Origin of the sequence: Streptococcus oralis subsp. oralis (genome assembly GCF_000960035.1) — a bacterium.
GTDB classification, from domain to species: domain Bacteria; phylum Bacillota; class Bacilli; order Lactobacillales; family Streptococcaceae; genus Streptococcus; species Streptococcus oralis_G.
This window is the reverse complement of record NZ_JYGR01000003.1, coordinates 1-22,871: the sequence shown is the minus strand read 5'-3', so window position 1 is coordinate 22,871 and position 22,871 is coordinate 1. Positions and strand designations below refer to the sequence as shown.

The 22,871-nt window shown below is 43.2% G+C and carries 19 protein-coding genes and 1 tRNA gene; 5 read left to right on the top strand and 15 right to left on the bottom strand.

The window, feature by feature from the left end; genetic code table 11:
• Nucleotides 1–5 precede the first annotated feature (5 nt).
• A complete protein-coding gene (locus TZ92_RS01905; RefSeq protein ID WP_033629286.1) occupies nt 6–323 on the top strand; it encodes a DUF960 domain-containing protein in 318 nt (105 codons plus the stop codon).
• A 50-nt stretch (nt 324–373) separates the two neighbouring features.
• Here the strand turns inward: TZ92_RS01905 and TZ92_RS01900 are convergent, their stop codons facing one another.
• The 7 genes from TZ92_RS01900 to TZ92_RS01870 all read right to left on the bottom strand — a co-directional run bounded on the left by TZ92_RS01900 (nt 374) and on the right by TZ92_RS01870 (nt 7,705).
• Nucleotides 374–1,657: a membrane protein gene (locus TZ92_RS01900; protein ID WP_033629285.1), complete on the bottom strand. Its 1,284-nt coding sequence runs from the start codon at nt 1,655–1,657 to the stop codon at nt 374–376.
• The gene (gene folK, locus TZ92_RS01895) at nt 1,650–2,471 is read right to left on the bottom strand and encodes a 2-amino-4-hydroxy-6-hydroxymethyldihydropteridine diphosphokinase (protein ID WP_033629284.1); all 822 of its coding nucleotides are present in this window, start codon (nt 2,469–2,471) and stop codon (nt 1,650–1,652) included. Before folK ends, TZ92_RS01900 begins: the two co-directional genes overlap by 8 nt.
• 148 nt (nt 2,472–2,619) lie before the next feature.
• A complete protein-coding gene (folE, locus tag TZ92_RS01890) occupies nt 2,620–3,174 on the bottom strand; it encodes a GTP cyclohydrolase I FolE (protein ID WP_033629283.1) in 555 nt (184 codons plus the stop codon).
• A complete protein-coding gene (locus tag TZ92_RS01885; RefSeq protein ID WP_033629282.1) occupies nt 3,155–4,477 on the bottom strand; it encodes a bifunctional folylpolyglutamate synthase/dihydrofolate synthase in 1,323 nt (440 codons plus the stop codon). Before TZ92_RS01885 ends, folE begins: the two co-directional genes overlap by 20 nt.
• Before the next feature lies 1 nt (nt 4,478).
• The gene (folP, locus tag TZ92_RS01880) at nt 4,479–5,423 is read right to left on the bottom strand and encodes a dihydropteroate synthase (RefSeq protein ID WP_033629281.1); all 945 of its coding nucleotides are present in this window, start codon (nt 5,421–5,423) and stop codon (nt 4,479–4,481) included.
• Nucleotides 5,424–5,525: 102 nt separating this feature from the next.
• On the bottom strand, nt 5,526–6,233 hold the full coding sequence (locus TZ92_RS01875; protein WP_033629280.1) for a CPBP family intramembrane glutamic endopeptidase: 708 nt from the start codon (nt 6,231–6,233) through the stop codon (nt 5,526–5,528).
• A gap of 53 nt (nt 6,234–6,286) precedes the next feature.
• Entirely contained in the window at nt 6,287–7,705 is a 1,419-nt protein-coding gene (locus TZ92_RS01870; protein WP_033629279.1) for an NCS2 family permease, read from the bottom strand.
• Nucleotides 7,706–7,893: 188 nt separating this feature from the next.
• Here TZ92_RS01870 and TZ92_RS01865 point away from each other — a divergent pair, with 188 nt between their 5' ends.
• The 4 genes from TZ92_RS01865 to TZ92_RS01850 all read left to right on the top strand — a co-directional run bounded on the left by TZ92_RS01865 (nt 7,894) and on the right by TZ92_RS01850 (nt 11,792).
• Complete coding sequence (locus TZ92_RS01865) at nt 7,894–8,706, top strand: Cof-type HAD-IIB family hydrolase (protein WP_000162371.1); 813 nt, start codon at nt 7,894–7,896, stop codon at nt 8,704–8,706.
• A gap of 282 nt (nt 8,707–8,988) precedes the next feature.
• The gene (locus TZ92_RS01860) at nt 8,989–9,978 is read left to right on the top strand and encodes a PTS sugar transporter subunit IIB (protein ID WP_033629278.1); all 990 of its coding nucleotides are present in this window, start codon (nt 8,989–8,991) and stop codon (nt 9,976–9,978) included.
• A 75-nt stretch (nt 9,979–10,053) separates the two neighbouring features.
• On the top strand, nt 10,054–10,866 hold the full coding sequence (locus TZ92_RS01855; protein WP_033629277.1) for a PTS mannose/fructose/sorbose transporter subunit IIC: 813 nt from the start codon (nt 10,054–10,056) through the stop codon (nt 10,864–10,866).
• A gap of 14 nt (nt 10,867–10,880) precedes the next feature.
• Nucleotides 10,881–11,792, top strand: a complete 912-nt coding sequence (locus TZ92_RS01850) for a PTS system mannose/fructose/sorbose family transporter subunit IID (protein ID WP_000818314.1) — start codon at nt 10,881–10,883, stop codon at nt 11,790–11,792.
• A gap of 57 nt (nt 11,793–11,849) precedes the next feature.
• Here the strand turns inward: TZ92_RS01850 and TZ92_RS01845 are convergent, their stop codons facing one another.
• The 8 genes from TZ92_RS01845 to TZ92_RS01805 form a co-directional block, all read right to left on the bottom strand.
• A complete protein-coding gene (locus TZ92_RS01845) occupies nt 11,850–14,078 on the bottom strand; it encodes an HAD-IC family P-type ATPase (RefSeq protein WP_033629276.1) in 2,229 nt (742 codons plus the stop codon).
• Nucleotides 14,079–14,242: 164 nt separating this feature from the next.
• Nucleotides 14,243–15,577 carry an aminopeptidase C gene (pepC, locus tag TZ92_RS01840; protein ID WP_033629274.1) on the bottom strand — a complete coding sequence of 445 codons (1,335 nt, stop codon included), beginning with the start codon at nt 15,575–15,577 and terminating at the stop codon, nt 14,243–14,245.
• Nucleotides 15,578–15,687: 110 nt separating this feature from the next.
• Nucleotides 15,688–16,410 carry a pseudouridine synthase gene (locus tag TZ92_RS01830; protein ID WP_033629273.1) on the bottom strand — a complete coding sequence of 241 codons (723 nt, stop codon included), beginning with the start codon at nt 16,408–16,410 and terminating at the stop codon, nt 15,688–15,690.
• Nucleotides 16,411–16,483: 73 nt separating this feature from the next.
• Nucleotides 16,484–16,714, bottom strand: a complete 231-nt coding sequence (locus tag TZ92_RS01825) for a GlsB/YeaQ/YmgE family stress response membrane protein (protein WP_000901565.1) — start codon at nt 16,712–16,714, stop codon at nt 16,484–16,486.
• Between the two features lie 9 nt (nt 16,715–16,723).
• Complete coding sequence (locus TZ92_RS01820; RefSeq protein WP_033629272.1) at nt 16,724–17,965, bottom strand: aminopeptidase; 1,242 nt, start codon at nt 17,963–17,965, stop codon at nt 16,724–16,726.
• 21 nt (nt 17,966–17,986) lie between these two features.
• Nucleotides 17,987–18,139: a hypothetical protein gene (locus TZ92_RS10050; protein WP_033629271.1), complete on the bottom strand. Its 153-nt coding sequence runs from the start codon at nt 18,137–18,139 to the stop codon at nt 17,987–17,989.
• Between the two features lie 19 nt (nt 18,140–18,158).
• On the bottom strand, nt 18,159–22,550 hold the full coding sequence (locus TZ92_RS01810) for a PolC-type DNA polymerase III (RefSeq protein WP_033629269.1): 4,392 nt from the start codon (nt 22,548–22,550) through the stop codon (nt 18,159–18,161).
• Nucleotides 22,551–22,725: 175 nt separating this feature from the next.
• Nucleotides 22,726–22,799, bottom strand: a tRNA-Pro gene (locus tag TZ92_RS01805).
• Nucleotides 22,800–22,871: the final 72 nt, after the last annotated feature.

Here is a 22,871-nt window from a genome sequence, read left to right as displayed (position 1 = left end):
AAAGCATGGCTTTTACAAATACACAGAGACGATCCGCTAGTTTTGGTGTCGTGACCAGCTTGCCTGACGATATCATTGACTCTTTATGGTATATTATTGATCATTTCCTGAAAAATGTCTTTGAATTAGAAGAAGAACTTGAGTTTCAACTGATCAACAATAAGGGGACCATCACCTTCCATTTTTCTAGCCAGCACCTTCCGACTAGCATTGATTTTGATTTCAATCATCCTTTCGATCCGCTTTACCCTCCTAGGGTCCTTGTTTTAGACATAGACGGCAGAGAAACCATCCTCCTTCCAGAAGAAAATGACCTATTTTAAAAACTCTAGCTTCTCGGCGTAAACTGCTGAGGAACTAGAGCTTTCTTTTTCTAATAAATGGAGCGACTGACAACTAGACCGTTTGGTTTTGTATACTCTAAATCAAGGTAATCCTGATAAGTCCCTGGCACAATGAAACCTTGGGGACTCAGTATATCAGTCCCAGCTTTTCCCACGATAGAGTCTGCCAGCAAAACACAATTGGTACTGAGAACAAAGTAGGTCTTAAACTCGGATGAACTGAATTTATAGAGGGTCGCATCTGCTTCCTCTTTCAGTTGGTAGGAGTAGGTATGCTTGACCTCACCCTCTCTTCTTTTCATCAACTGCGAGCTTGGTTCCCAAGGAATTAACAGGTCTTCTATCTCTGCTAAACGAGCTTGGATAGCTGCTTTCTGTTGGTCTGTTAAACTCAGACCGTAAGCAAACAAGGTCTTCTGACTTTCCCTCTTGCAGAGTTCGATGTATTTTTCCCGATTGGCCTTAAACAAAACACCGTCTCCAACCATGCCGAATAAACGCTCTGAGTGAGGATCATACGAGCCATAGGAAATAACCTTCCCTTGGTAACAAATATCCACATGTCCCATAGCGAGGAAGAAGGAGGTTTCTGAGGTATGGATAAAAATTTCCAGATCAACCGTCTGGTCGTTTTTTCTTTCTGAATGAACTTCCCCTTCTTGACTTTCATGACTTGACAGCCACTCATTCAATTTGCGCAAGGTGCTGATAGGGATCAAAGCCGTCACAAAGATCGGCAAAGTCATTCGCATTCGTCGTTTTAGCTTGGGATTGTTTTCTATCCTTTCAAAAAAGAAACCATCCCGGAGGCTACTGGCTCCTAGCATGAGCAAGTAAAATCCAAGCAAGAGCAATTCAAAATTCGCTGCATCGTGAAAAGGAGAGATGCTATAAAGACCGAATCCTATCATCCATACAGCATCGAAGAGATGATGGAGCCGAGGATGAATAGCATTTTTTCGATAGAGAGACCAGGTCACAAGACTAATGATGCCCGTAAACAGCTGGTAGCTCGCAATGATAAAGACCAAGAGATAGAGGGCAAGATCTTGCAAGATGATAGAGTCAAACACCAGAGCCGCTACCACCAGCTTGCCCAAGGTTACAAAGATGCTTTCCCGACGTTTTTTATCTTGAAACCAGCGAGTCAACAAGTGCCAAACTGCTGACAAGGAAAAGTAGCCCAGCAGCAACTGGTACCCCATTCGCGGAATAACTTGTCCAAATCGAATCAAGAGAAGCCCTAAAACAATAGCAAGTAGTCCCTCCCCGATACTCTTCCACTTGCTATAGGTCTCGGAAAACTTAGGCATTTCCTTGCTCCAACTGGTCAACCAAGTATCGAATTGGTTGCTTTAGGATTGGATGGATAAAATGGGGAGCTATTTCCACTAACGGCTCAAGGACAAAGAGGCGTTCTGCTATATAAGGATGAGGCAAGATAAGCTTATCTGTGTAAATGACCTGGTCCTCCATAAAAAGCAGGTCCAAATCGATCAAGCGAGGCCCCCAATGCACTTCTCTCACCCGCCCCATTTCTGACTCGATGGCTAATAATGTTTCTAACAAGACTGGTGCTGGTAGCCAGGTTTCTACTTCAATCACCTGATTGGCAAAGCTATCCTGCTCCACACCACCCCAAGGGTCCGTCGTCAAGACACTGGACTCTTTTAGAATATGAATGCCACGAGCTCGCAGTTTCTCAATAGCTTGTTCCAAGTTTGCTTTTTTGTCTCCCATATTGCTTCCTAGAGCGATAAAGGCCCGCTGCTTACGACGGTGAATGGTCACCGAGCAAGTATCTAGTGGCAAATGCACTGGAGCCCAAGGTTTTTTTAGTTCCAACTCAATCTCTTGGACAAGAGGATAGGTCTCAAAGGTACGTTCAACTAGTTTGTATGCTACCGTTTCAATCAAATCCTCAGTGGTTTCCTGAAACCAAGTCGTCCACTGCTGACACAATTCTCCGTAATGGACAGAAGCTGTTAAATCCAATTCTGTCGCCGCCTTGGTCATATCATAAGATAAGCTTGCGGAAATAACAAACTTCTGCCCCAATTCCTTCTCACTAGGGAAAAGACCATGATAGGCAAAAATTTCCAAATCTTTAATCTGCAGTTGATCCATAACTAGTCCTTTCTAGAAAAATCCGCATGAAGCGGATTCTTTTTATACTCAATGAAAATCAAAGTGCAAACTAGGAAGCTAGCCGCAGGCTGTACTGGAGTACGGCAAGGTGAAGCTGACGTGGTTTGAATTTGATTTTCGAAGGGTATTATAGTCCCATTAAACGATAAGCCTGATCTCTTAGGTCTTTATCTGTTTCAAATAGACCACGAGCTACTGTCGTCAAGGTTGCCGTACCTGGCTTTCTGACACCACGCATGCTCATACACATATGTTCCGCCTCAATGACAACAAAGGCTCCCTTAGCCCCCAGATAGTCCATCAAGGCATCGGCCACCTCAATATTCAAACGCTCTTGAATTTGTGGTTTTTTAGAATAAACTTCAACCGTACGGGCTAACTTAGACAAGCCTGCCACACGACCATCTGGAATATAGGCAATGTGCGCTCTACCATAAAAGGGCAAGAAGTGGTGTTCACACATGGTGTGGAAAAAAATATCCTTTTCCACTACCATATTGTCATCGATAATCTCAAAGGATTTTGACAGGTATTCCTCAGCAGTTTGGCCAAGACCTGAAAAAATCTCTTGATACATACGGGCTACACGAGCAGGTGTTTCCTGCAAGCCCTCACGGTTAGCATCCTCGCCAACAGCCTCAATAATCATTTTTACAGCTGCTTCAATCTTTTGTGCATCCATTCTCGTTCTTCCTCTCCATCAGATAGGCTCTCACTTGGCTCAAGAAATACAAGGAACCTGTGATAATCCTAACTGTTTGTTTCTCTTCATTTTTATCTGTCAATTTCTGCTCTAGAAAATCCTGCCAACTTTGGTAATTGAGATTTCTAGACTTGGTTGTCTCTTTCAGCACGCTTTCATCAGTCGCCCGACTATCGTCAAAATGTGTCAGGGTAAGCTCGGTATCTGGCATTTCCCCTAGCAAGTCCAGCATATCATCCAAGGCCTTGGTTTTGATGCAGGTAAAGAGGATTTCCTTATGATAATCCGCAAAGCGTTCTTGCAAGGTTGCCAACAAGGCCTTGATAGCATGGGGATTATGGGCCCCATCCAAAAGCAGCAAGGGGTCGCTAGACACGACCTCCAAACGCCCTGGCCATCTGGTCTCTTTCAAAGCTTGAGCAACCAAGTCATTACTTGCTAATTCTCGTCCAGCCTCCTGGCAATAAGTGTCTAGGAGGGCAAGCGTCATCCCCGCATTCTCTATCTGATGCAAGCCAAGCAGACCTGTTTGAAAACGACCTTGTCTGACAGAACTGGTATAATCAAAGATTTCGCCTGTCACCACACTCTTTTGGTGACTGACCTGATAATCTTTCCCATATCGTATTCTCGGTGCTTCTTTCCCTTCTGCAATGCGGTCAATAACAGTCAAGGCTTCAGGAGCAATATGACCTGTCACCAAGGGAATACCTTGTTTGACAATACCAGCCTTCTGCTCTGCTATGGCTTCCAAGGTGTCACCAAGTAGGGCTACATGGTCCAGTCCAATGGTCGTAATCCCTGTCAAAATTGGCTGGCAGACATTAGTACTATCCAAAAGACCACCCATACCGACTTCCATGATGGCCACATCTACTAGCTCTGAGGCAAAGTAATCATAAGATAGGGCAGTGATAATCTCAAATTCGGTTGTCCCCTGCAAATTGGTAGCAGATTCCCCCTCAAGCAAAGACTGATAGTCTGCCATGAGGGCTTCTAGCCTAGCCTCGGGAATGGATTCCCCATTAATGCTAATCTGATCCGTATAATGAATAAGATAGGGCGAGCTGAACACCCCAACTCTCAGGCCTAGTCCTTCCAGCATCTTTTTCAAAAAAGCAATGGTTGAACCCTTGCCATTGGTCCCTCCAATATGGATGACCTTGAGTTTGAGATGGGGGTTGCCTCGCAGAGCTAGGAGTTCTGCCATTCGTTCCAAACCGAAATGTGGTTGGTCCGTCCGGTAGTGGGCAATCCACTGATTGTTTTCAATTTCGTTCATCTTATTTATATTGTTTTAAATCTAGATTTTCTGCATCATCTGCCAATCGAATAGCAGAGGCAATTTCAACTGCCATCCTGTGACTGGCTACATCGTGCACGCGCACCACTTCCACACCCTGTCTCGCAGCGATACTGGTTACATGAGCCGAAGCTGTGTCCCGATTGCGGAAACCAAGTTCGGTCTCAGGATTAACTTCAAAACCATTGCCCTCCAGGATATTAATGACAAACCGCTTGCGCGAAACTCCAAGAAAGATCGGATAGCCTTTCTGATGGAGTTTATCCAGATCCCGTAGAAGAAGCAGATTTTCTTTCTTAGTCAGACCAAAGCCAATTCCTGGATCCAGCAAAATGTTTTCTCTTGCTATCCCAGCTTGATTGGCTCTCGCTAGTGCTCGTTCAAAGAAAGCCTCCATCAAGTCTTCAATTGGCATTTTTTCAAAGTCAGCTAACTCTTCCTCTGTAAAAGATTGCCCAAAACCAAAATGAGGAAATATGAGCGAACTAGGGTGCTGAGGTCGTGCCATGACTGGATTAAACATGATAACCACTTTTGCTCCAGCCTTAGCAACCACATCCGCCATTTTCTCATCTCCCATGAGACCAGTGATATCATTGACAAGATTGGCACCAGCTTCCAAAGCAGCCTCTGCTACCTGACTTTTCCATGTATCGATAGAAATGAGGACATCACTTTCCTTGCGAATAGCTTTGATAACTGGAACAACACGCTGGATTTCCTCTTCTATCTCAACATAGCTACTTCCAGGACGAGTCGATTCTCCTCCGATATCAAGCATGCTAGCTCCTTCAGCTATCAATTTACGGGCTTGCTGAAGCGCCTGGTCAAGAGCAAAAAACTGACCACCATCCGAAAAGGAATCTGGGGTTACATTGATAATTCCGCAAATGGCTGTTTTTGCCTGACTAGCTTTATTGGACATAGGGTCACTCCTCAAGGTTTTTCACCACATTATTTCTCTATTTTACCATAAAAAGAAAAAGATGGATACGCAAGCATTCATCTTTTCCGAGCAGCCAAGGGTCTAGAATGATAGGCCCAGATTTCTACTAATCAATACCAATATAGCTATCAAACAAAAGGCTACACCATTGAGAATCATATGAAGCAGGATGGACATCTCTAAACGTTCTGTCTTATAGGCTGTCCAAGTCAAAACCGTTGACATTCCTCCATAAATAATCACAGAAGGCAGATTGGTTGGAGTATGGAGTAAGGCAAAGACAATTGCCCCAACAACAAAGCCAAGTTTTTCCTTACCTCGGAAGATTTTTTTAGGAATAATCCCACGACACAAAATTTCCTCACAAATCGGCGCAATCAAGACTAGTATGAAAAAAGTGGCAATCAAGGAACTATTTTCAACCAGACCGTTAATAGTTGATTGATTGCTAGTTGTCGTCTCATTCGTCATGCGAAGCAAAGCTGCACCAAACAAATTGTTAGCAAAAATCACTAGGTAACTCAACACCAAACGAGCCAAGTCTTTGGCCTTAAAAAAGGACAGATTAAAAGTAGCAAGTTGTGTTTTTCGAGCACCTAAAATAAAGACAGCCAAAATAACAATGGATAGGGCACCGACTAAGAGCCCTGATTGTAAAAGTGGAAATTGATTAGAAGCTAACCAAAAAGATAGCCCTAAAGGAACTTGCGCTAGAATTAAAGCCACTAAAAGGATGAGGACCCACATTCCTCTGTTCAAAACCTCTTGCCAAATCGTCTTATCTTTCATGATGTACCTCCTTATAAGAAAAAGGGTAGACTCCCCTTTTTCTATTATACCATTTATAGCGCCATACTGATATAGTTAAGGATAAACAAGGCATCCAAAATCCAAATCATCACATGCACATCCTTGGCTTGACCTTTGACAACTTTTGTCAAGGTATATGTCAAGAAACCAACAGCAATCCCTTGTGTGATAGAGTAGCTGAATCCCATAAAGATAGATGTGAAGAAGGCAGGAACCGCTTCAGCCATATCATCCCAAGGGATATTTTTCAAGTTAGAAAGCATCATGATTCCGACGATGATCAAAATTGGTGCTGTTGCAGCTGTAGGAACAATCGCTAGAAGTGGGCTAAAGAAGCTAGATAGAGCAAAACAGATCGCAACCACTAGGGCTGTCAAACCAGTACGTCCACCAGCACCGATACCCGCCGCAGACTCAACATAAGTCGTAACGTTTGAAGTACCTGCAATGGCACCTACCGAAGTTGCTACCAAATCAGAGTATAAAGCCTTGTCCAATTTAGCGGACTCATGGTTTTCTCCACTTGTCGCAACGATACCAACTTTTTCACCAGTACCGATAAGAGTACCAATTGTGTCAAAAATATCCGTTAGTGAGAAGGCAAGAATAGCCATCAAGGTTTCTGGTAAACGCGAAGTGTTTGAAATCAAAGATCCTAAACCTTCTGAACCAAGAGCAGCACCAAACAAAGTTTTTAGATCATTAACTGCTGATGAAAGATTGTTGCTAGCAAAGTCAATCCCTGACAAATTCACAACATTAACAGAAATAGCAAGGACAGTCGTTGTTAAAATAGAAAGAATAATTCCACCTTTGATGCCTTTAACAACAAAGAAGATGGTAATAGCCAAACCTGCAAGAGCCACCAATACTGCTGGAGTATTGAAGTCTACCAAACCTGGAACGGCTGCTGAGTTTGCAGTAAGTGCAGCTTGAGCCTTGTCTGCTCCTTCACCTGCTACAGTATAAGTACCTGGATCGATTGAGAATTTCAAGAGACCAGCATTCTTAATCCCAACATAGGCAAGGAAAACACCAATACCAGCCGAAATAGCTGAACGAAGTGTTGTTGGAATAGATTCGATGATCATTTTACGAACATTTGTCAAGGTAATAATCAGTGAAATAATTCCACAAATGAAGACCATACCAAGAGCTTCTTTCCAAGTATAGCCCATCCCAAATACAACTGTAAATGTGAAGAAGGCATTTAGTCCCATACCTGGTGCTTGCGCGTATGGCAAATTAGCATAGAAAGCCATCATCAAAGTACCGACTACAGAACCGATAATCGTTGCCAAGAAAACACCTTGAACAGGCATACCCGTTTGGGAAAGCATTTGAGGGTTTACAAAGAGAATATAACTCATTGCAAAGAATGTTGTTAAACCAGCAAGCACCTCTGTACGGACATCTGTCCCGTGCTCTTTTAGTTTAAATAGTTTGTCCATCTTTAATCTCCTTTTGTTTTTTTACGAACAATATTAGTATTATATCATTTATCATTCATCTTTTCAATATGTTTGTTTGATTTATTTAATAAATCAAAGCAACTGTAGTTTTTGTTCTTATCTGTTTTTCTTCCTTCTTTTTGATATAATAGTAGACATCTTATCTGGAAACGACTAGGAAGGTTTATATGACTAAAAAAATTATCGCAGTCGATTTGGACGGAACCCTGCTGAATAGTGAAAGCAAGCTCTCCGATTTCACCAAAGAGACGATCAAAAAAATTTCAGAAAAAGGACACCATGTTATCATCACGACGGGACGTCCGTATCGTATGGCAAAAGATTTCTATCGTGAGCTAGAATTGCATACTCCCATGATTAACTTTAATGGTTCTCTTACCCATCTACCAGGACAGGCTTGGGAGCATGAAAAGTGCTTGACCTTGGACAAAAAATATCTCCTAGACATGGTCAAGCGCACGGAGGACATCCAGGCTGATTTTATTGCAGGAGAATATCGAAAAAAATTCTATATCACGACTCCGAATGAAGAGATTGCGGATCCTAAACTATTTGGCGTAGAGAACTTCCGGCCAGAAAATCAATTCAAACCTGAACGAGTAACCAAAGATCCCAACTGCATCCTCTTGCAAACAAGGGCTGAAGACAAATACGCTTTAGCGGACGAGATGAATCGTTTTTATCAGCACCAACTAGCTATCAATACCTGGGGCGGGCCCCTCAACATCCTCGAGTGTACTCCAAAGGGTGTAAACAAGGCCTTTGCTCTAGAGTACTTGCTCAATGTGATGAATCGTGATAAAAAAGACTTAATCGCCTTTGGTGATGAGCATAATGACACCGAAATGTTGGCATTTGCAGGCAAGGGATATGCTATGAAAAACGCCAATCCTGCTCTTCTTCCATATGCAGACGAACAACTTCCTCTGACCAACGAAGAAGACGGAGTTGCCCACGCTTTACAAAATTTGTTCCTATAAAAGGAAAGATTGCAGGGGCGCAATCTTTCCTTTTTTGTTTTCATTCTGTTTTCACAAAAGCAGCTCATTTTCTGTATTTTTATATTAAATTTTCTATCGCCATTTTCACGCATCTTTCAAAAAGTATTGATATATTAATATTTTCAAAAAATCATTCTATGAAAACTTTTACATCTTTTGAGAAAAAGTAGTTGCTTTTTAAATGAAAACGGTTTATACTTAATTAGGCTTAAAGTTTTCTTAAACACACAGTCAAACATTTTATAAGGAGGAATGACAATAATGAGTATCGGAATCATTATTGCGAGCCACGGCGAATTTGCTGCGGGTATTCATCAGTCAGGATCTATGATCTTTGGTGAACAAGAAAAGGTTCAAGTTGTAACCTTTATGCCAAATGAAGGTCCAGATGACCTTTACGCTAAATTCAACAACGCTGTGGCTGCATTTGACGCAGAAGATGAGGTTCTAGTATTGGCTGACCTTTGGAGTGGATCTCCATTCAACCAAGCTAGCCGCGTGATGGGAGAAAATCCAGAACGTAAATTTGCCATCATCACAGGACTGAACTTGCCGATGTTGATCCAAGCCTACACAGAGCGCCTTATGGACGCGAATGCAGGTGTGGATAAAGTCGTTGCGAATATCATTAAAGAAGCCAAAGATGGCATCAAGGCTCTTCCAGAAGAGCTTAACCCAGTTGAGGAAGTTGCAAGTGCTGCAGCTGCTCCAGTTGCACAAGCTGCTATTCCAGAAGGAACAGTTATCGGTGACGGTAAACTGAAAATCAACCTTGCTCGTCTAGACACTCGTCTCCTTCACGGTCAGGTTGCCACTGCTTGGACTCCAGATTCAAAAGCAGATCGTATCATTGTTGCTTCAGACAACGTTGCAAACGACGATTTGCGTAAGGAATTGATCAAACAAGCAGCTCCAAATGGAGTAAAAGCAAACGTTGTCCCAATTCAAAAATTGATCGACGTTGCAAAAGACCCACGTTTCGGCGAAACTCATGCCCTTATCTTGTTTGAAACTCCACAAGATGCACTTCGTGCTATCGAAGGTGGCGTACCAATCAAGACCCTTAACGTTGGTTCTATGGCTCACTCAACAGGTAAAACAATGATTAACAACGTTTTGTCTATGGACAAAGAAGACGTTGCAACCTTTGAAAAAATGCGTGACCTCGGTGTTGAATTTGACGTACGTAAAGTACCAAACGACACGAAAAAAGATTTGTTTGACTTGATTAAGAAAGCAAACGTTCAATAATGTTAATCTGTTTCTATCATTTTTGAAAACAGGATTAAATACTTTATTAAAACTAAATAGAAAAGGAATAAAACCATGTCAGATATTTCAATCATTTCTGCTATCTTGGTTGTAGTTGTTGCCTTCCTTGCAGGTCTTGAAGGTATCCTCGACCAATTCCAATTCCATCAACCAATCGTCGCATGTACCCTTATCGGACTTGCAACTGGTAACCTTGAAGCAGGTGTTATGCTTGGTGGATCTCTCCAAATGATCGCCCTTGGTTGGGCAAACATCGGAGCTGCCGTAGCTCCTGACGCTGCTCTTGCATCTGTTGCTGCAGCAATCATCTTGATCAAAGGTGGAAACTTCACTACTGAAGGTATCGCCGTTGCAACAGCAACAGCTATCCCTCTTGCCGTAGCTGGACTTTTCTTGACAATGATTGTTCGTACAATCTCAGTTGGTTTGGTTCACACTGCTGATGCTGCTGCTAAAGACGGAAATATCGCTGCTGTTGAGCGTGCTCACTTTGTTGCACTTCTCCTTCAAGGTCTTCGTATTGCAATCCCTGCTGCCTTCCTTATCGCTATCCCAGCTTCTGCCGTTCAAGATGCTCTTAAATTGATGCCAGACTGGTTGAATGGTGGTATGGCTGTCGGTGGTGCTATGGTCGTTGCCGTTGGTTACGCTATGGTTATCAACATGATGGCAACTCGTGAAGTATGGCCATTCTTCGCAATCGGTTTTGCACTTGCTGCGATTTCTCAATTGACTTTGATTGCCCTTGGTGTCATCGGTGTTGCCCTTGCCTTCATCTACCTTAACCTTACAAAACAAGGTGGAAACGGTGGCGGCGGAGCTGCGACTTCTAACGACCCAATCGGTGATATCCTAGAAGACTACTAGAAAGGGGAACAATCATGGCTGAAAAAATTCAATTATCAAAATCAGATCGTCAAAAAGTTTGGTGGCGTTCACAATTCCTTCAAGGTTCTTGGAACTACGAACGTATGCAAAACTTGGGTTGGGCTTACTCTTTGATCCCAGCTATCAAAAAATTGTACACTAAAAAAGAAGACCAAGCGGCGGCTCTTGAGCGTCACCTTGAATTCTTCAACACTCACCCATACGTTGCTGCTCCTATCATGGGGGTTACTCTTGCACTTGAAGAAGAGCGCGCTAACGGTGTTGAAATCGACGACGCAGCTATCCAAGGGGTTAAGATCGGTATGATGGGACCTCTTGCTGGTATCGGTGACCCAGTATTCTGGTTTACAGTTCGTCCTATCCTTGGAGCCCTTGGTGCATCACTTGCTGCATCTGGTAACATTGTTGGTCCCCTTCTCTTCTTCTTTGGATGGAATGCTATCCGTATGGCCTTCCTATGGTATACACAAGAGTTCGGTTACAAAGCTGGATCTGAAATCACTAAAGACATGTCTGGTGGTATCTTGAAAGACATCACCAAAGGAGCATCTATCCTTGGTATGTTCATCCTTGCCGTTCTTGTACAACGTTGGGTATCTATCAACTTTACTGTTAACCTTCCAGGTAAACAATTGGCTGAAGGAGCTTACATCAACTTCCCAGAAGGTGCTGTTACTGGTGCTGAATTGAAAGGAATTCTTGCTGATGCACTTGGAGGATTGAGCCTAGATAAGATTCAACCACAAACCCTTCAAGGTCAGTTGAACTCATTGATTCCAGGATTGATGGGACTTCTCCTTACTTTCCTTTGCATGTGGTTGCTTAAGAAAAAAGTATCACCAATCGCAATCATCCTTGCTCTCTTTGCAGTAGGTATTGCAGCTCGTTTCTTCGGTATCATGTAAACCATCGAGAATATAAATAAAAAAGAATCAGGATTTAATCCTGATTCTTTTTGTGTATCAACTTTTTCTTCTAGTCAAATAATGCAAGCTCCCAATCACAACTGCCATGATGGCTGTATAGACGACTTGGGTCGTTTCTAGAGGCACAAAAGTTCTTTGCAGGATAAATGTATTGGCAAGTACGCCAACAAGGGCTGCAAGGCTCAAAAGTATGAGCAAGGCTAGTTTGTATCGATTAAATGGTAGACTAACCTTGGCAACTAGACACAGACCATTGACCAAAGCAAGGAGGAAGCAAATAAATTTGATCTGACCTGGGACAGTGATAAAGAAGTTCGTCAAGAGTATACTAGCGACTAGAATGCCACCACCAATCGCAGCATTGGTCAAAATATCTCGCATAAAATGTGTGCTGACCTTTTCTTTATTGGACTCAAAAGTTAGGAAGAAAGATGGAATCCCAATCGTAATGGCTGAAATGATTGTAAACTGAATGGGGATAAAGGCGAATTCCAAACCAAATACCACACTCAAAATGGCAAAAACGATGGAGAAGAAGGTCTTTGTTAGAAAAAGAGAGGCTACCTTTTGGATGTTGTTGATGACACGGCGTCCTTCCATCAAGATATCATAAAATACTGAAAAATCATCTGTCAGGAAAACAATATTGGATACACTTTTAGCTGCGCTGGTAGCCCCCTTCATGGCAAAGCTGATATCTGCTTTCTTGAGAGCCAGAACATCATTGACCCCGTCACCGCTCATTGCAACTGTTTTACCAGCATTTTGCAAAATAGATACCATCTTTTGCTTCTGTTCAGGTGTCACGCGACCAAAGATATCGTGCTCCAAGACTACTCTTTCAAAGTCATCATCGCTCACCTTGGTCATATCAATCGCACGGGCTTCTTCCTTAAAACCTGCCTTACGAGCCACCCCATATACAGCCACATGATTATCACCACTGATAATCTTCACTTCAACACCTTGAGATTCAAAATAGTCAAAGGTTTCCTTGGTATTGTCCTTAATCTCATCTGACAAAACGACGTGGCCTAGTAGTTCCATATTGGCTGGACTCGTGATGTGGTCCTTACTATGAGCAAGGGACAAAATTCGAAAACCTTGCTGTTTCAGATGCTCATAGTAGGCATCCATCGGCTGGGTAAAGCCTAGAAATTCATAAGCTCCGAAGAAATAGGTCCCACCGTCTTTTACTTGGACAAAGGAATACTTATTTTTACTTGAAAAGGCACCAACTTCTTGAACTTCCCACTTTTTCTCACAGGTTAAGTAAGTCTTCAGAGCTCGGGAAGTTGCATTTTCATCTTCGAAATAAGCCAAATAAGAAGATAGCTTCTCTGCTACATTAGCATCCATTTCTTGGACCTTCATATTCCCCGTCGTGATAGTTCCTGTCTTATCAAAACAAAGAACATCTACTCGCGCCAAGGTCTCTACACAGTATAGCTCCTGCACCAGAACCTTCTTTTTAGCCAGCTTCATGGCCGCTACCGCAAGGGATACACTGACCAGGAGAATCAACCCCTCCGGAATCATGCCGACCAAGGCACCTGAACTTCCCAAGACAATTTCAACATAAGACCGTCCTAGACTAAAACCTCTGACATAGAGCAGAATGGCAACTGGCACCACCAAGATAGAGACGATTTTTAAAATCTTATCCATGTAATCGCGCAATTGAGAAGGGTATTTTTTGAATTCCTTGCTGGATTTTGCGAGTTTGTTGATATAACTATCGGAACCCACAGCTGTAGCAAGGACCAGACACGTGCCGCTGACAACATTGCTTCCGCTCATCAGCTGGTCACCAACTGTTTTAAAGACCGAATCACTCTCACCAGTCAGCAAGGACTCATCAACTTCAATATTCCCTTCAAGAACTTCTGCATCGACAGGCACCTGATCCCCCAGATTGAGATGCAGATACTCACCCAGAACGATGTCCTCCGGATCAATCTCAATCGTTTGACCATCTCGGTTGACTCTGTACTTACTTTTACCTAGCAAACTTAGCTTTTCTAAAGCATTTTTTGAACGCACTTCTTGGAAAATCCCGATGGCTGTATTGATAGCAATCACGCCTAAAAAGAGCATATTCTCAAATCGCAAGGTTGTGGCTACCAGAACTGCCAGAGCCAAGTTCATGGCATTAAAGAAGGTAAAGATATTTGAAACGACAATTTCCTTGGTTGTTTTGTAAGGTTTAATGTCGCTGATATTTCGTTGACGATCCTTGATGTCTTGACTGCTTAAATACTTCATTTCTACTCCGATATCCTTTTGTACTACTATAGTAACACATATCTTTTTCTCTGTCACTTAAAGACTCAAAATAAGGAGAACTCACTTAGCAAGCAGCATCTATCGCCACTTCAAGAAGAACTTAAAAAGAGGCTAGGATTTCCCTAACCTCTTTTCTTTATGCTTTATTCTGCCAAGGCTCCCATTGGATCCCATGGTGCGAGTACGATTGGTTCTGCTTCATAAGCAGCTTGTTCTTCTGCTGTCAGCAATTCCTTACGGACAACGATTTGATAGGTGTATTCATCCATCCAAGCATCTGAGGCAACGAAGTAACCATCTGTACCGACCTTGTCTCCCCATGAGTTTTCAACCTTCCACTTGGTTGACTTGCCATTTTCATCCAAATCCACACCTGTCAAGACCATGGCGTGGGTCATCAAACTTTCGCTGTAGTCCAAACGTCCAGCTTTGTCTTGAGTGAGTTGAATATCCATGCTTGATTCAAAGTCATAAACATCTGTCGCAAGGATTCCAGCTTTGCGGTTGCTGAGCTGGCCGACATCTGAACCAAACCAAACAGTTTCTCCTGTCTGCATTTGGGCAATCGCCAATTCTTTCAAACGCTCCATAGGAACGTTGATATAACGAACTGCACGGCTACCAACCACATTTCCTAACATCTCAACTGTGTAAGATTTGCCGTAAGGCTTGTCAGCAGTTGGGGCATTGATAACAGAAACGTAGTCTTCTAGAGGAAGATTGACATATTTCTTGTAAAATTCTTGTGGTGTGATACCCTTTTCGCTTTGGTAGTTGTTATCCTTATCGCGATAAGCAAAGTCAAATTTACGCGTTGGAAGTCCTAGTGACATAGCAAGGAAGTTAAAGATTTCTTGCAAGAGGTCTTCTTTCTTAGCTTGAACAGTCGCTTGGTCTGCACCAGAAGCGAGCAAGTCACGCAAGATTTGAGCATCTTGGCGAAGCAATTTGTTAAGGATGGCATTGAGCTCACGGCTGCTGCTAGATGAAACAGACTCAGGATAAACAGACTTAGGAACGACACCGTATTTCTCAAAGAGGGCAACAACCATATCCCATTGACCACCATCTTGTTGAGGTGTTTGGAGTAGGAAGCTAACCTTGCGACTCGTCAATTCTTGGTCTGCAGTCGCAATCACTTGCTCCAAGAACCAGTTGGATTTCTCGTATTTGTCCCAGAAGAATGTGTGGGCTTGTGACAATTCAAAGTTCTCCAGTTTGTATTGAGAGATGAGTTTGTGGCGGAAGGTGTTGAGAGCTGCAAACATCCAGCAACGACCAGACGCTTTCTGGTTAGTAACCTTGTCCTTGGTCAAATCCAATGAGAAAACAGGTGTATTGTCTACATGGCTTTGGCGCCGTTCTAGGGCCGCAAAAATTCCGTTATGGCTGGCAGCATTTTCAATCGCTTGGTATTTGACATTTGCTTCATAGTTAGCAAATAGTTTATCAGTAAATGATTCTTGAATCGCGTTCATAGATTCCTCCTTTTATTCTACTGTCTATTATAACTCTTTTCACAAAGGAAGCAACTGAAAAATGAAAAAGGTAAGGACATCCTCCTCACCTTTTTCTAATATAAAGCAAATTAAGCAATACTTGCAAAGAGAACTTCTAACTCCTCCTTGGTCAAGCGACGCCATTCTCCTTGTTCTAAGTTCTCATCCAAGACTAGAGTTCCCATCGTCAAACGTTGTAAGTCCACCACTTCCTTGCCACAGTAGGCCACCATACGCTTGACTTGATGGAACTTCCCTTCAGCAATGGTCACACGAACCAAACTTTGATTTTTTTCTGGATCTACCGATACAAGTTCCAGTCTAGCCGGCTGACAAGTAAAGTCCTTGAGCGGAATACCCTTGGCAAATGCATCCACATCTTCTTGGGTCATAATACCTTTGACTTGAGCCAAATAGGTCTTATCCACATGGCGTTTGGGTGAAAGAAGAGCATGGGCCAGCTTGCCGTCATTAGTCAAGAGCAGGAGACCATGGGTATCAATGTCCAAGCGCCCCACTGGAAAGACTTCCTTGGCGCGAGCATAGTCATCTAACAAGTCTAAAACTGTTCTATGCTTGGTATCTTCAGTCGCCGAAATGACTCCTTGGGGCTTGTTCATCATGTAGTAGACAAACTCTTCATACTCCAGCACTTGACCATCAAAGCGAATCTCATCTCTTTCTTCATCAATCTGCAGTTTAGCTGACTTTTCTTTTTTACCATTTACCGTCACTCGCCCAGTCTTGAGCAAGTTTTTGACCTCCGTTCGACTCCCCACAGCACAGGCAACTAAAAATTTATCTAATCTCATAGAACTATTATATCATACTCAAAAGGAGGCTGGCCCAAGTGATCAACCTCCTTTTTTCTAATTTTTCAAGAAACTAACTTCCTCGTCTCCAGAAAATCGCTAAGACAATCATAGCTCCTAAAATAGCTGGGATAATGGCCGTTCCTGCTATAATTGGACCCCAAGTTCCAAAGAGCAGGTGGCCCAGAAAGGCACCAATCCAGCCAAGAAACATTTTCCCAAAGCATCCCATGCTCTCTCCACGATTGGTCAAAGCACCTGCCAAGAATCCCACTAGGAGACCAACGAACATACTTCCTAACATATTATCTCCTTAATTTGCCCAATCTCCATTACGGAAGAGTGGTACACGTGTCCCATCCTCACGGATACCATCGATATCCATTTGGTTAGAACCAATCATAAAGTCTACGTGAACATCTGAACGGTTAAGTCCTGCAGCTTCAAGCTCTTCTTCGCTCATCTCTGCACCACCAACAACGCTGGTCGCATAGGCTGCACCGATAGCCAAGTGGTTTGACGCATTTTCATCGAAAAGGGTATTAAAGAAGGTAATGCCTGACTGAGAAATTGGACTTGGATCTGGTACCAGGGCACATTCACCCAAGGCACGCGCGCCCGCATTTTCAAAGACAAGATCTTTCATGACCTGATCACCCTTCTCAGCAGTGATGTCAACGATTTGTCCGTTTTTAAAGGTTACTTTAATCCCTTCAATGATATTTCCGTTATAGCTAAGTGGTTTTGTAGAAGTGACATAGCCATCTGCACGACGGAAGTCAGGAGCCGTAAAGACTTCTTCTGTCGGCATATTTGGCAAGAATCCTTCTCCCTGTGCATTGATAGCGCCAGCTGATTCCCAAACGTGATTCTTAGGCAAGCCAAGTGTCAGATCGGTTCCTGGCGCTGTGTAGTGAAGGGCTGAAAATTGCTCTTTATTAAGCATTTCTGCCTTACTCTTAAGAATGGCTGCATGTTCTTCCCAAACCTTAACTGGATCTTCTTCATAGACACGACAAGTTTTGAAGATTTGGTCCCAAAGGAGATCGACTGCTTCTTCATCGCTCGCAGCATTTGGAAAGACTTTCTTAGCCCACTCAAGCCCTGCTGCAGCTGCTACAGTCCAGCTAACCTTGTTGGATTGAGTTGCGATGCGCATCGGCTTCATAGCGAGTCCCATCGCTTTTGCAGAAGCTGAAAGCTTGTCAGCGTCCACACCGTTCAAGGCACCTGGATCAGAAGAGCGGACACCGAGACGACTAGCCTTGTTTTCCAAGAGATAGTTCATCTCAGCAATCTTGTATTCTGGCACATTGTCCAAACGCTCCATTGGTGCATGGAGGAATTTCTCACGGTTGATGATATCATCGGTCCACTGAACGATAACCTCATGCGCACCCAAGGCATAGGCTTCTTTCACGATTAGATGCGCCAATTCACGTTGCTCCACATCGATAGAAAGAGCCAAAGTGTGACCAGGTTGCACGTTAATTCCATTCGCAACCAACAATTTCGCATATTTTTCTAGATTTTCTTTAAAATTTGGTAAAACCATTCTATTCTTCCTTTTCTTTTGTTATTTCTCTTTAAACAAGGACAGCAGGCTAACTGCTGCCACAGTACCACAAATCAAAGCGGTCATTTTCAAAATCGTATCAGGGTCAAGATCCAGCTGGTAATCAAACACCTTTTGCGCTGGCTTATCCTGAGCGTAAATGGTAAGTTTCATAAAAACCTCTTTCTATATTTTAGAAAAACTCATCAAACAAACTCAACTGGTTATCCTCTGGCATATTACCGAGAATCCCCATTTCATCCATCTTCTCAACCAAGGTAGATGAGAGTCCGCCACGCTTGCGCAGTTCTGTCTTAGAGAGGAACTCACCCTCTTCACGCGCACGCACCAACTGCTTAGCAACGTTCTCTCCCAGACCATCCATTGCTACAAATGGTGGGATGAGGGTATTTCCATCAATGATGAATTCAGTCGCATCACTACGGTATAGATCTAACTTGCCAAACTTAAAGCCGCGTTCCCACATTTCATTGACAATCTCAAGAGTGGTATAGAGGTCAATCTCCACATTAGAGGCTTCATTATTCTTCCGTTTCTCAGCGATTTCTTCCATTCTACGCTTAATGGCATCCAAGCCCGCACCCATGGTCTTGATATCAAAGGCCTTGGCGCGGATAGAGAAGTAAGCACAGTAATAATAAATGGGATGGTGAACCTTGAAGTAGGCTACACGCAAGGCCATCATAACGTAGGCTGCCGCATGGGCCTTAGGGAACATATACTTGATTTTTCCACAGGATTCGATATACCACTCTGGCACCTTATTGGCCTTCATGGCTTCGATATAGCCATTTCTCTCCTCTTCGGAGATCTTCAGCCACAAGCCCTTACGTACCCGTTCCATGATGGTAAAGGCCATCTTAGGTTCAAGACCAGCATGCATGAGGTAAACCATGATGTCGTCCCGACAACCGATAACGGTTGATAGGTCCGCAATCCCTTGCTTGATCAAATCCTGGGCATTTCCCAACCACACATCAGTACCGTGGGATAATCCAGACAACTGAAGCAACTCTGCAAAAGTCGTCGGATGCGTCTCGTCTACCATCCCACGTACAAAGTTGGTTCCAAACTCTGGAATCCCCAGCATACCCGTCGGCGTACCGATTTGCTCAGGCGTCACACCTAGCACATCAGTTCCAGAAAAGAGGGCCATGACACCTTCATCATCCATAGGAATTTCATTAGGGTCAATCCCAGACAAGTCCTGTAATTTCCGAATCATGGTCGGATCATCATGCCCCAGTACATCGAGTTTGAGGACATTCTCATCGATATCATGGAAGTTAAAGTGAGTCGTCTGCCATTCAGCCGTCACGTCATCCGCTGGATACTGAACAGGCGTAAAGTCGTAGACATCCATGTAGTTTGGAATAACAACGATTCCTCCTGGATGTTGTCCTGTAGTCCGCTTAACACCAGCCACACCTTGAGCAAGACGCTCCACCTCTGCATCACGATAAAACTTCCCGTAGTCTCTCTCATAGCCCTTTACAAAGCCATAGGCAGTCTTGGCAGCCACCGTACCAACCGTTCCTGCACGGAAGGCATATTCCTCACCAAAGATATCACGTACATCCAAGTGGGCGCTAGGCTGATCTTCTCCCGAGAAGTTCAAGTCAATATCAGGAACCTTGTCTCCATCAAAACCAAGGAAGGTCTCGAAAGGAATATCCTGTCCATTTTTGCTAAGTTTATGACTACAGTTTGGACAATCCTTATTGGGCATATCAAAACCTGAACCATAAGAACCATCGGTGATAAACTCGCTGTACTGACACTGACCACAGACATAGTGAGGAGATAGAGGATTAACCTCCGTAATCCCAATCATAGTCGCAACAAAACTGGACCCAACAGACCCACGAGAGCCAACCAAGTAGCCCCGTTCATTGGAACGTTGCACCAGCATCTGCGATGCCAGATAAATCACGGCAAATCCATTCCCCAGAATAGAAGTCAATTCTTTTTCAATCCGCAAATCAACAATATCTGGCAGCGGATTTCCATAAATTTCAAAAGCTTTCTTATAGGTTAGCTCAGCGACCGTTTCTTCCGCCTTGTCGATGAAAGGTGTGTACAAGTCACCCTTAACAACCTCAACAGGTTCAAAAATATCTGCCATGGCATTGGTGTTTTCAATGACTAATTTGCGTGCTAAATCTTCTCCCAAGAAAGCAAATTCATCCAACATTTCATTGGTCGTTCTAAAATGAGCCTTCGGTAGCGGTGCTGGTTGGGCATGTTCACCATGACCGATGGTTCGGTTAATCATAGCCCCCTGGCCCAAACTACGGACGATAATTTCACGGTAAATCTCTTCTTCCGGTTCGATATAATGGACATTTCCCGTAGCCAGAACAGGCTTGCCAAGACGGTCCCCAACCTCTATCAAACTCTTGATAATAGTCTGGAGTTCCTCCATATCCTTGACCTGTTCTTTAGCAATCAAAGGAGCATAGATAGCTGGTGGCATAATCTCGATAAAGTCATAATACTTGGCCACCTCGACCGCCACATCCACACCTTGGGAAACGACAGCATCAAAAACTTCACCCTCAGAGCAAGCTGACCCTAAAATCAATCCTTCTCGATGGGCATCTAGAACTGTTCTCGGTATCCGTGGTACCCCTTCAAAATACTTGGTGTTAGACAAAGAAACCAGCTTAAAAATATTTTTTAGACCTACCTGATTCTTGACATAAATAGTCGCATGCTTGATCCGAGCTTTTTTATAAGAATCTGGACTAATCAAATCAATGTTTAGTCTAGCTAAATCAGTCACACCATGTTTCTCTGCCACCTCTTTGATAAAGATGAAGAGCAGACGACCAGTAGCTTCCGCATCGTAATTAGCCATGTGGTGGTGTTCAAGTGCTACACCAAAACGCTTAGTCAAAGGTCCCAAACCATGGCGTTTATACTCAGGATAGAGGTTTCTAGCAAACTCTAGCGTATCGATAACTGGCTGGCTAATCTTAGGCAGACCATGACGCTCATAGTTGGCATTCATAAAGCCAACGTCAAAGGTAGCATTGTGAGCAACTAAGACTGTATCCTTGCAAAATTCTTGGAATTCTTGCAAAACTTGTTCCAGTGGTTTAGCATTTTTGACATGATCATCTGTAATTCCTGTCAACTCAGTAGTAAAGGCTGACAAGGGATATCCAGGATTGATAAATTCATCAAATTCGGCAATAACATTTCCCTTGTACATCTTAGAGGCCGCAACCTGAATCAAATCATTATAGATGGCTGAAAGCCCCGTCGTTTCCACGTCAAAAACCACATAGGTCGCTTCTGACAAGTCCATCTCCACTTCGTTATAGACGATAGGGACACGGTCTTCCACAATATTGGCTTCCATTCCATAGATCAGCTGAATTCCAGCTTTCTTAGCTGCCTTGTAGCCATGTGGGAAGGACTGGACATTCCCATGGTCCGTGATGGCAACCGCCTTGTGTCCCCACTTTGCAGCTGTTGCAACGATCTCTTCTACTTCTGGCAGAGCATCCATAGTCGACATATTTGTATGAGCATGAAACTCAACCCGACGCTCACCTTCTGGCATCAAATCCTTCCGCTCATAGTGAACAACTTCCTGCACATCCTGCACGTTCATGGTCAAATCACGTGTGAAGTTATTCATCTCCACATTCCCACGAACTCGGAGCCAAGAATTCTTCTTAATGATGTCAAACTTCTGAGCCTCTTCCTCATTCTTAACCCATTTTTGCATTGAAAAACTTGAAGTGTAGTCTGTCATTTTAAAGTTGATCAAAACGCGACCAGTTCTGGTCACCTTATGCTCCACATCAAAAACGACCCCTTCAAAGACCAGACGATTTTCCTCAGTCGTCACGTCGATCATCTGGGTAACTTCAGCCTTATCTAGTTTAGGCTTGGCCGCAGCCTTTTTAGCCTGAAAATCAAAGACTGGCTTCTCTTCTACTGGAGGAGGAGCCATTTGTTCCAGTTGCTCCATAGCTCGTAAAGCTTCTTCGTTGGCAGCTTGAACAATCTGTTCATTCTCCGTATGGAAGGCTTCCTCCTGCTCTTGTGTAAGAGCATCATTCTTTTCTATTTGGTATATAAAAGCTGGAAAACCAAACTTTTCGAGTTGCTTTGCCAAATTAGGAAGATGATTCTTCTTAAAGTGCTCCTTATCAATCGCCTCTGAACCTTCAATAATGAGTTGATTTCCCTCCGCACGAACGTTTAAATTCTGGTAAAGAGATTTAAACCCCTGACTTGCACATGGGCCTTCAGAAAAAGCCTCTCTATAGTAGGCCTGCAAGAGTTCATTAGAGAATTCTTGAGAAAGAGCCTTGATTTCAAAAACAGCTCGATTCCCTGTCTTAGAAAATTCTTCACTAAGCCCTTTCTTTAACTCCAAAAAGATTCCAATCGGTAAAATATTAGAAAATACAAAATGAAATTCCCAAATCTTACTAATTTTATGAACCACAACACGCTCAATTCTGGCATCAACAAGAGCAGGATTCTGTCCCAATTGTTCAGAGATTCCTAGTTGATTCATTAAAATTTCAAACTTACTTGACATTCATTTTCCTCACATTATTCTCTTACTATTTTACCATAATTAAAGAAAATATATGACTAGTACCATTCCTTAAACACTGTTAGTTTACCCAAATTTGTTCAGTAAACAAAAAAGAAGACTCTCAGAATCTCCTTAGTAAATAAAAAAAGATACCCTTAAGTATCCTCGTAATCAATCGGGAAGACAGGATTCGAACCTGCGACACCTTGGTCCCAAACCAAGTACTCTACCAAGCTGAGCTACTTCCCGCGTTAAATAAAAAAATGCACCCTAGAGGAGTCGAACCTCTAACCGCCTGATTCGTAGTCAGGTACTCTATCC

What these genes read in the sequence shown, in the direction of transcription:
- TZ92_RS01905 (WP_033629286.1), top strand. Translation starts at nt 6, where the DNA reads ATGGCTTTTACAAATACACAGAGACGATCCGCTAGTTTTGGTGTCGTG.
- TZ92_RS01900 (WP_033629285.1), bottom strand. Translation starts at nt 1,657, where the DNA reads ATGCCTAAGTTTTCCGAGACCTATAGCAAGTGGAAGAGTATCGGGGAG.
- folK (WP_033629284.1), bottom strand. Translation starts at nt 2,471, where the DNA reads ATGGATCAACTGCAGATTAAAGATTTGGAAATTTTTGCCTATCATGGT.
- folE (WP_033629283.1), bottom strand. Translation starts at nt 3,174, where the DNA reads ATGGATGCACAAAAGATTGAAGCAGCTGTAAAAATGATTATTGAGGCT.
- TZ92_RS01885 (WP_033629282.1), bottom strand. Translation starts at nt 4,477, where the DNA reads ATGAACGAAATTGAAAACAATCAGTGGATTGCCCACTACCGGACGGAC.
- folP (WP_033629281.1), bottom strand. Translation starts at nt 5,423, where the DNA reads ATGTCCAATAAAGCTAGTCAGGCAAAAACAGCCATTTGCGGAATTATC.
- TZ92_RS01875 (WP_033629280.1), bottom strand. Translation starts at nt 6,233, where the DNA reads ATGAAAGATAAGACGATTTGGCAAGAGGTTTTGAACAGAGGAATGTGG.
- TZ92_RS01870 (WP_033629279.1), bottom strand. Translation starts at nt 7,705, where the DNA reads ATGGACAAACTATTTAAACTAAAAGAGCACGGGACAGATGTCCGTACA.
- TZ92_RS01865 (WP_000162371.1), top strand. Translation starts at nt 7,894, where the DNA reads ATGACTAAAAAAATTATCGCAGTCGATTTGGACGGAACCCTGCTGAAT.
- TZ92_RS01860 (WP_033629278.1), top strand. Translation starts at nt 8,989, where the DNA reads ATGAGTATCGGAATCATTATTGCGAGCCACGGCGAATTTGCTGCGGGT.
- TZ92_RS01855 (WP_033629277.1), top strand. Translation starts at nt 10,054, where the DNA reads ATGTCAGATATTTCAATCATTTCTGCTATCTTGGTTGTAGTTGTTGCC.
- TZ92_RS01850 (WP_000818314.1), top strand. Translation starts at nt 10,881, where the DNA reads ATGGCTGAAAAAATTCAATTATCAAAATCAGATCGTCAAAAAGTTTGG.
- TZ92_RS01845 (WP_033629276.1), bottom strand. Translation starts at nt 14,078, where the DNA reads ATGAAGTATTTAAGCAGTCAAGACATCAAGGATCGTCAACGAAATATC.
- pepC (WP_033629274.1), bottom strand. Translation starts at nt 15,577, where the DNA reads ATGAACGCGATTCAAGAATCATTTACTGATAAACTATTTGCTAACTAT.
- TZ92_RS01830 (WP_033629273.1), bottom strand. Translation starts at nt 16,410, where the DNA reads ATGAGATTAGATAAATTTTTAGTTGCCTGTGCTGTGGGGAGTCGAACG.
- TZ92_RS01825 (WP_000901565.1), bottom strand. Translation starts at nt 16,714, where the DNA reads ATGTTAGGAAGTATGTTCGTTGGTCTCCTAGTGGGATTCTTGGCAGGT.
- TZ92_RS01820 (WP_033629272.1), bottom strand. Translation starts at nt 17,965, where the DNA reads ATGGTTTTACCAAATTTTAAAGAAAATCTAGAAAAATATGCGAAATTG.
- TZ92_RS10050 (WP_033629271.1), bottom strand. Translation starts at nt 18,139, where the DNA reads ATGAAACTTACCATTTACGCTCAGGATAAGCCAGCGCAAAAGGTGTTT.
- TZ92_RS01810 (WP_033629269.1), bottom strand. Translation starts at nt 22,550, where the DNA reads ATGTCAAGTAAGTTTGAAATTTTAATGAATCAACTAGGAATCTCTGAA.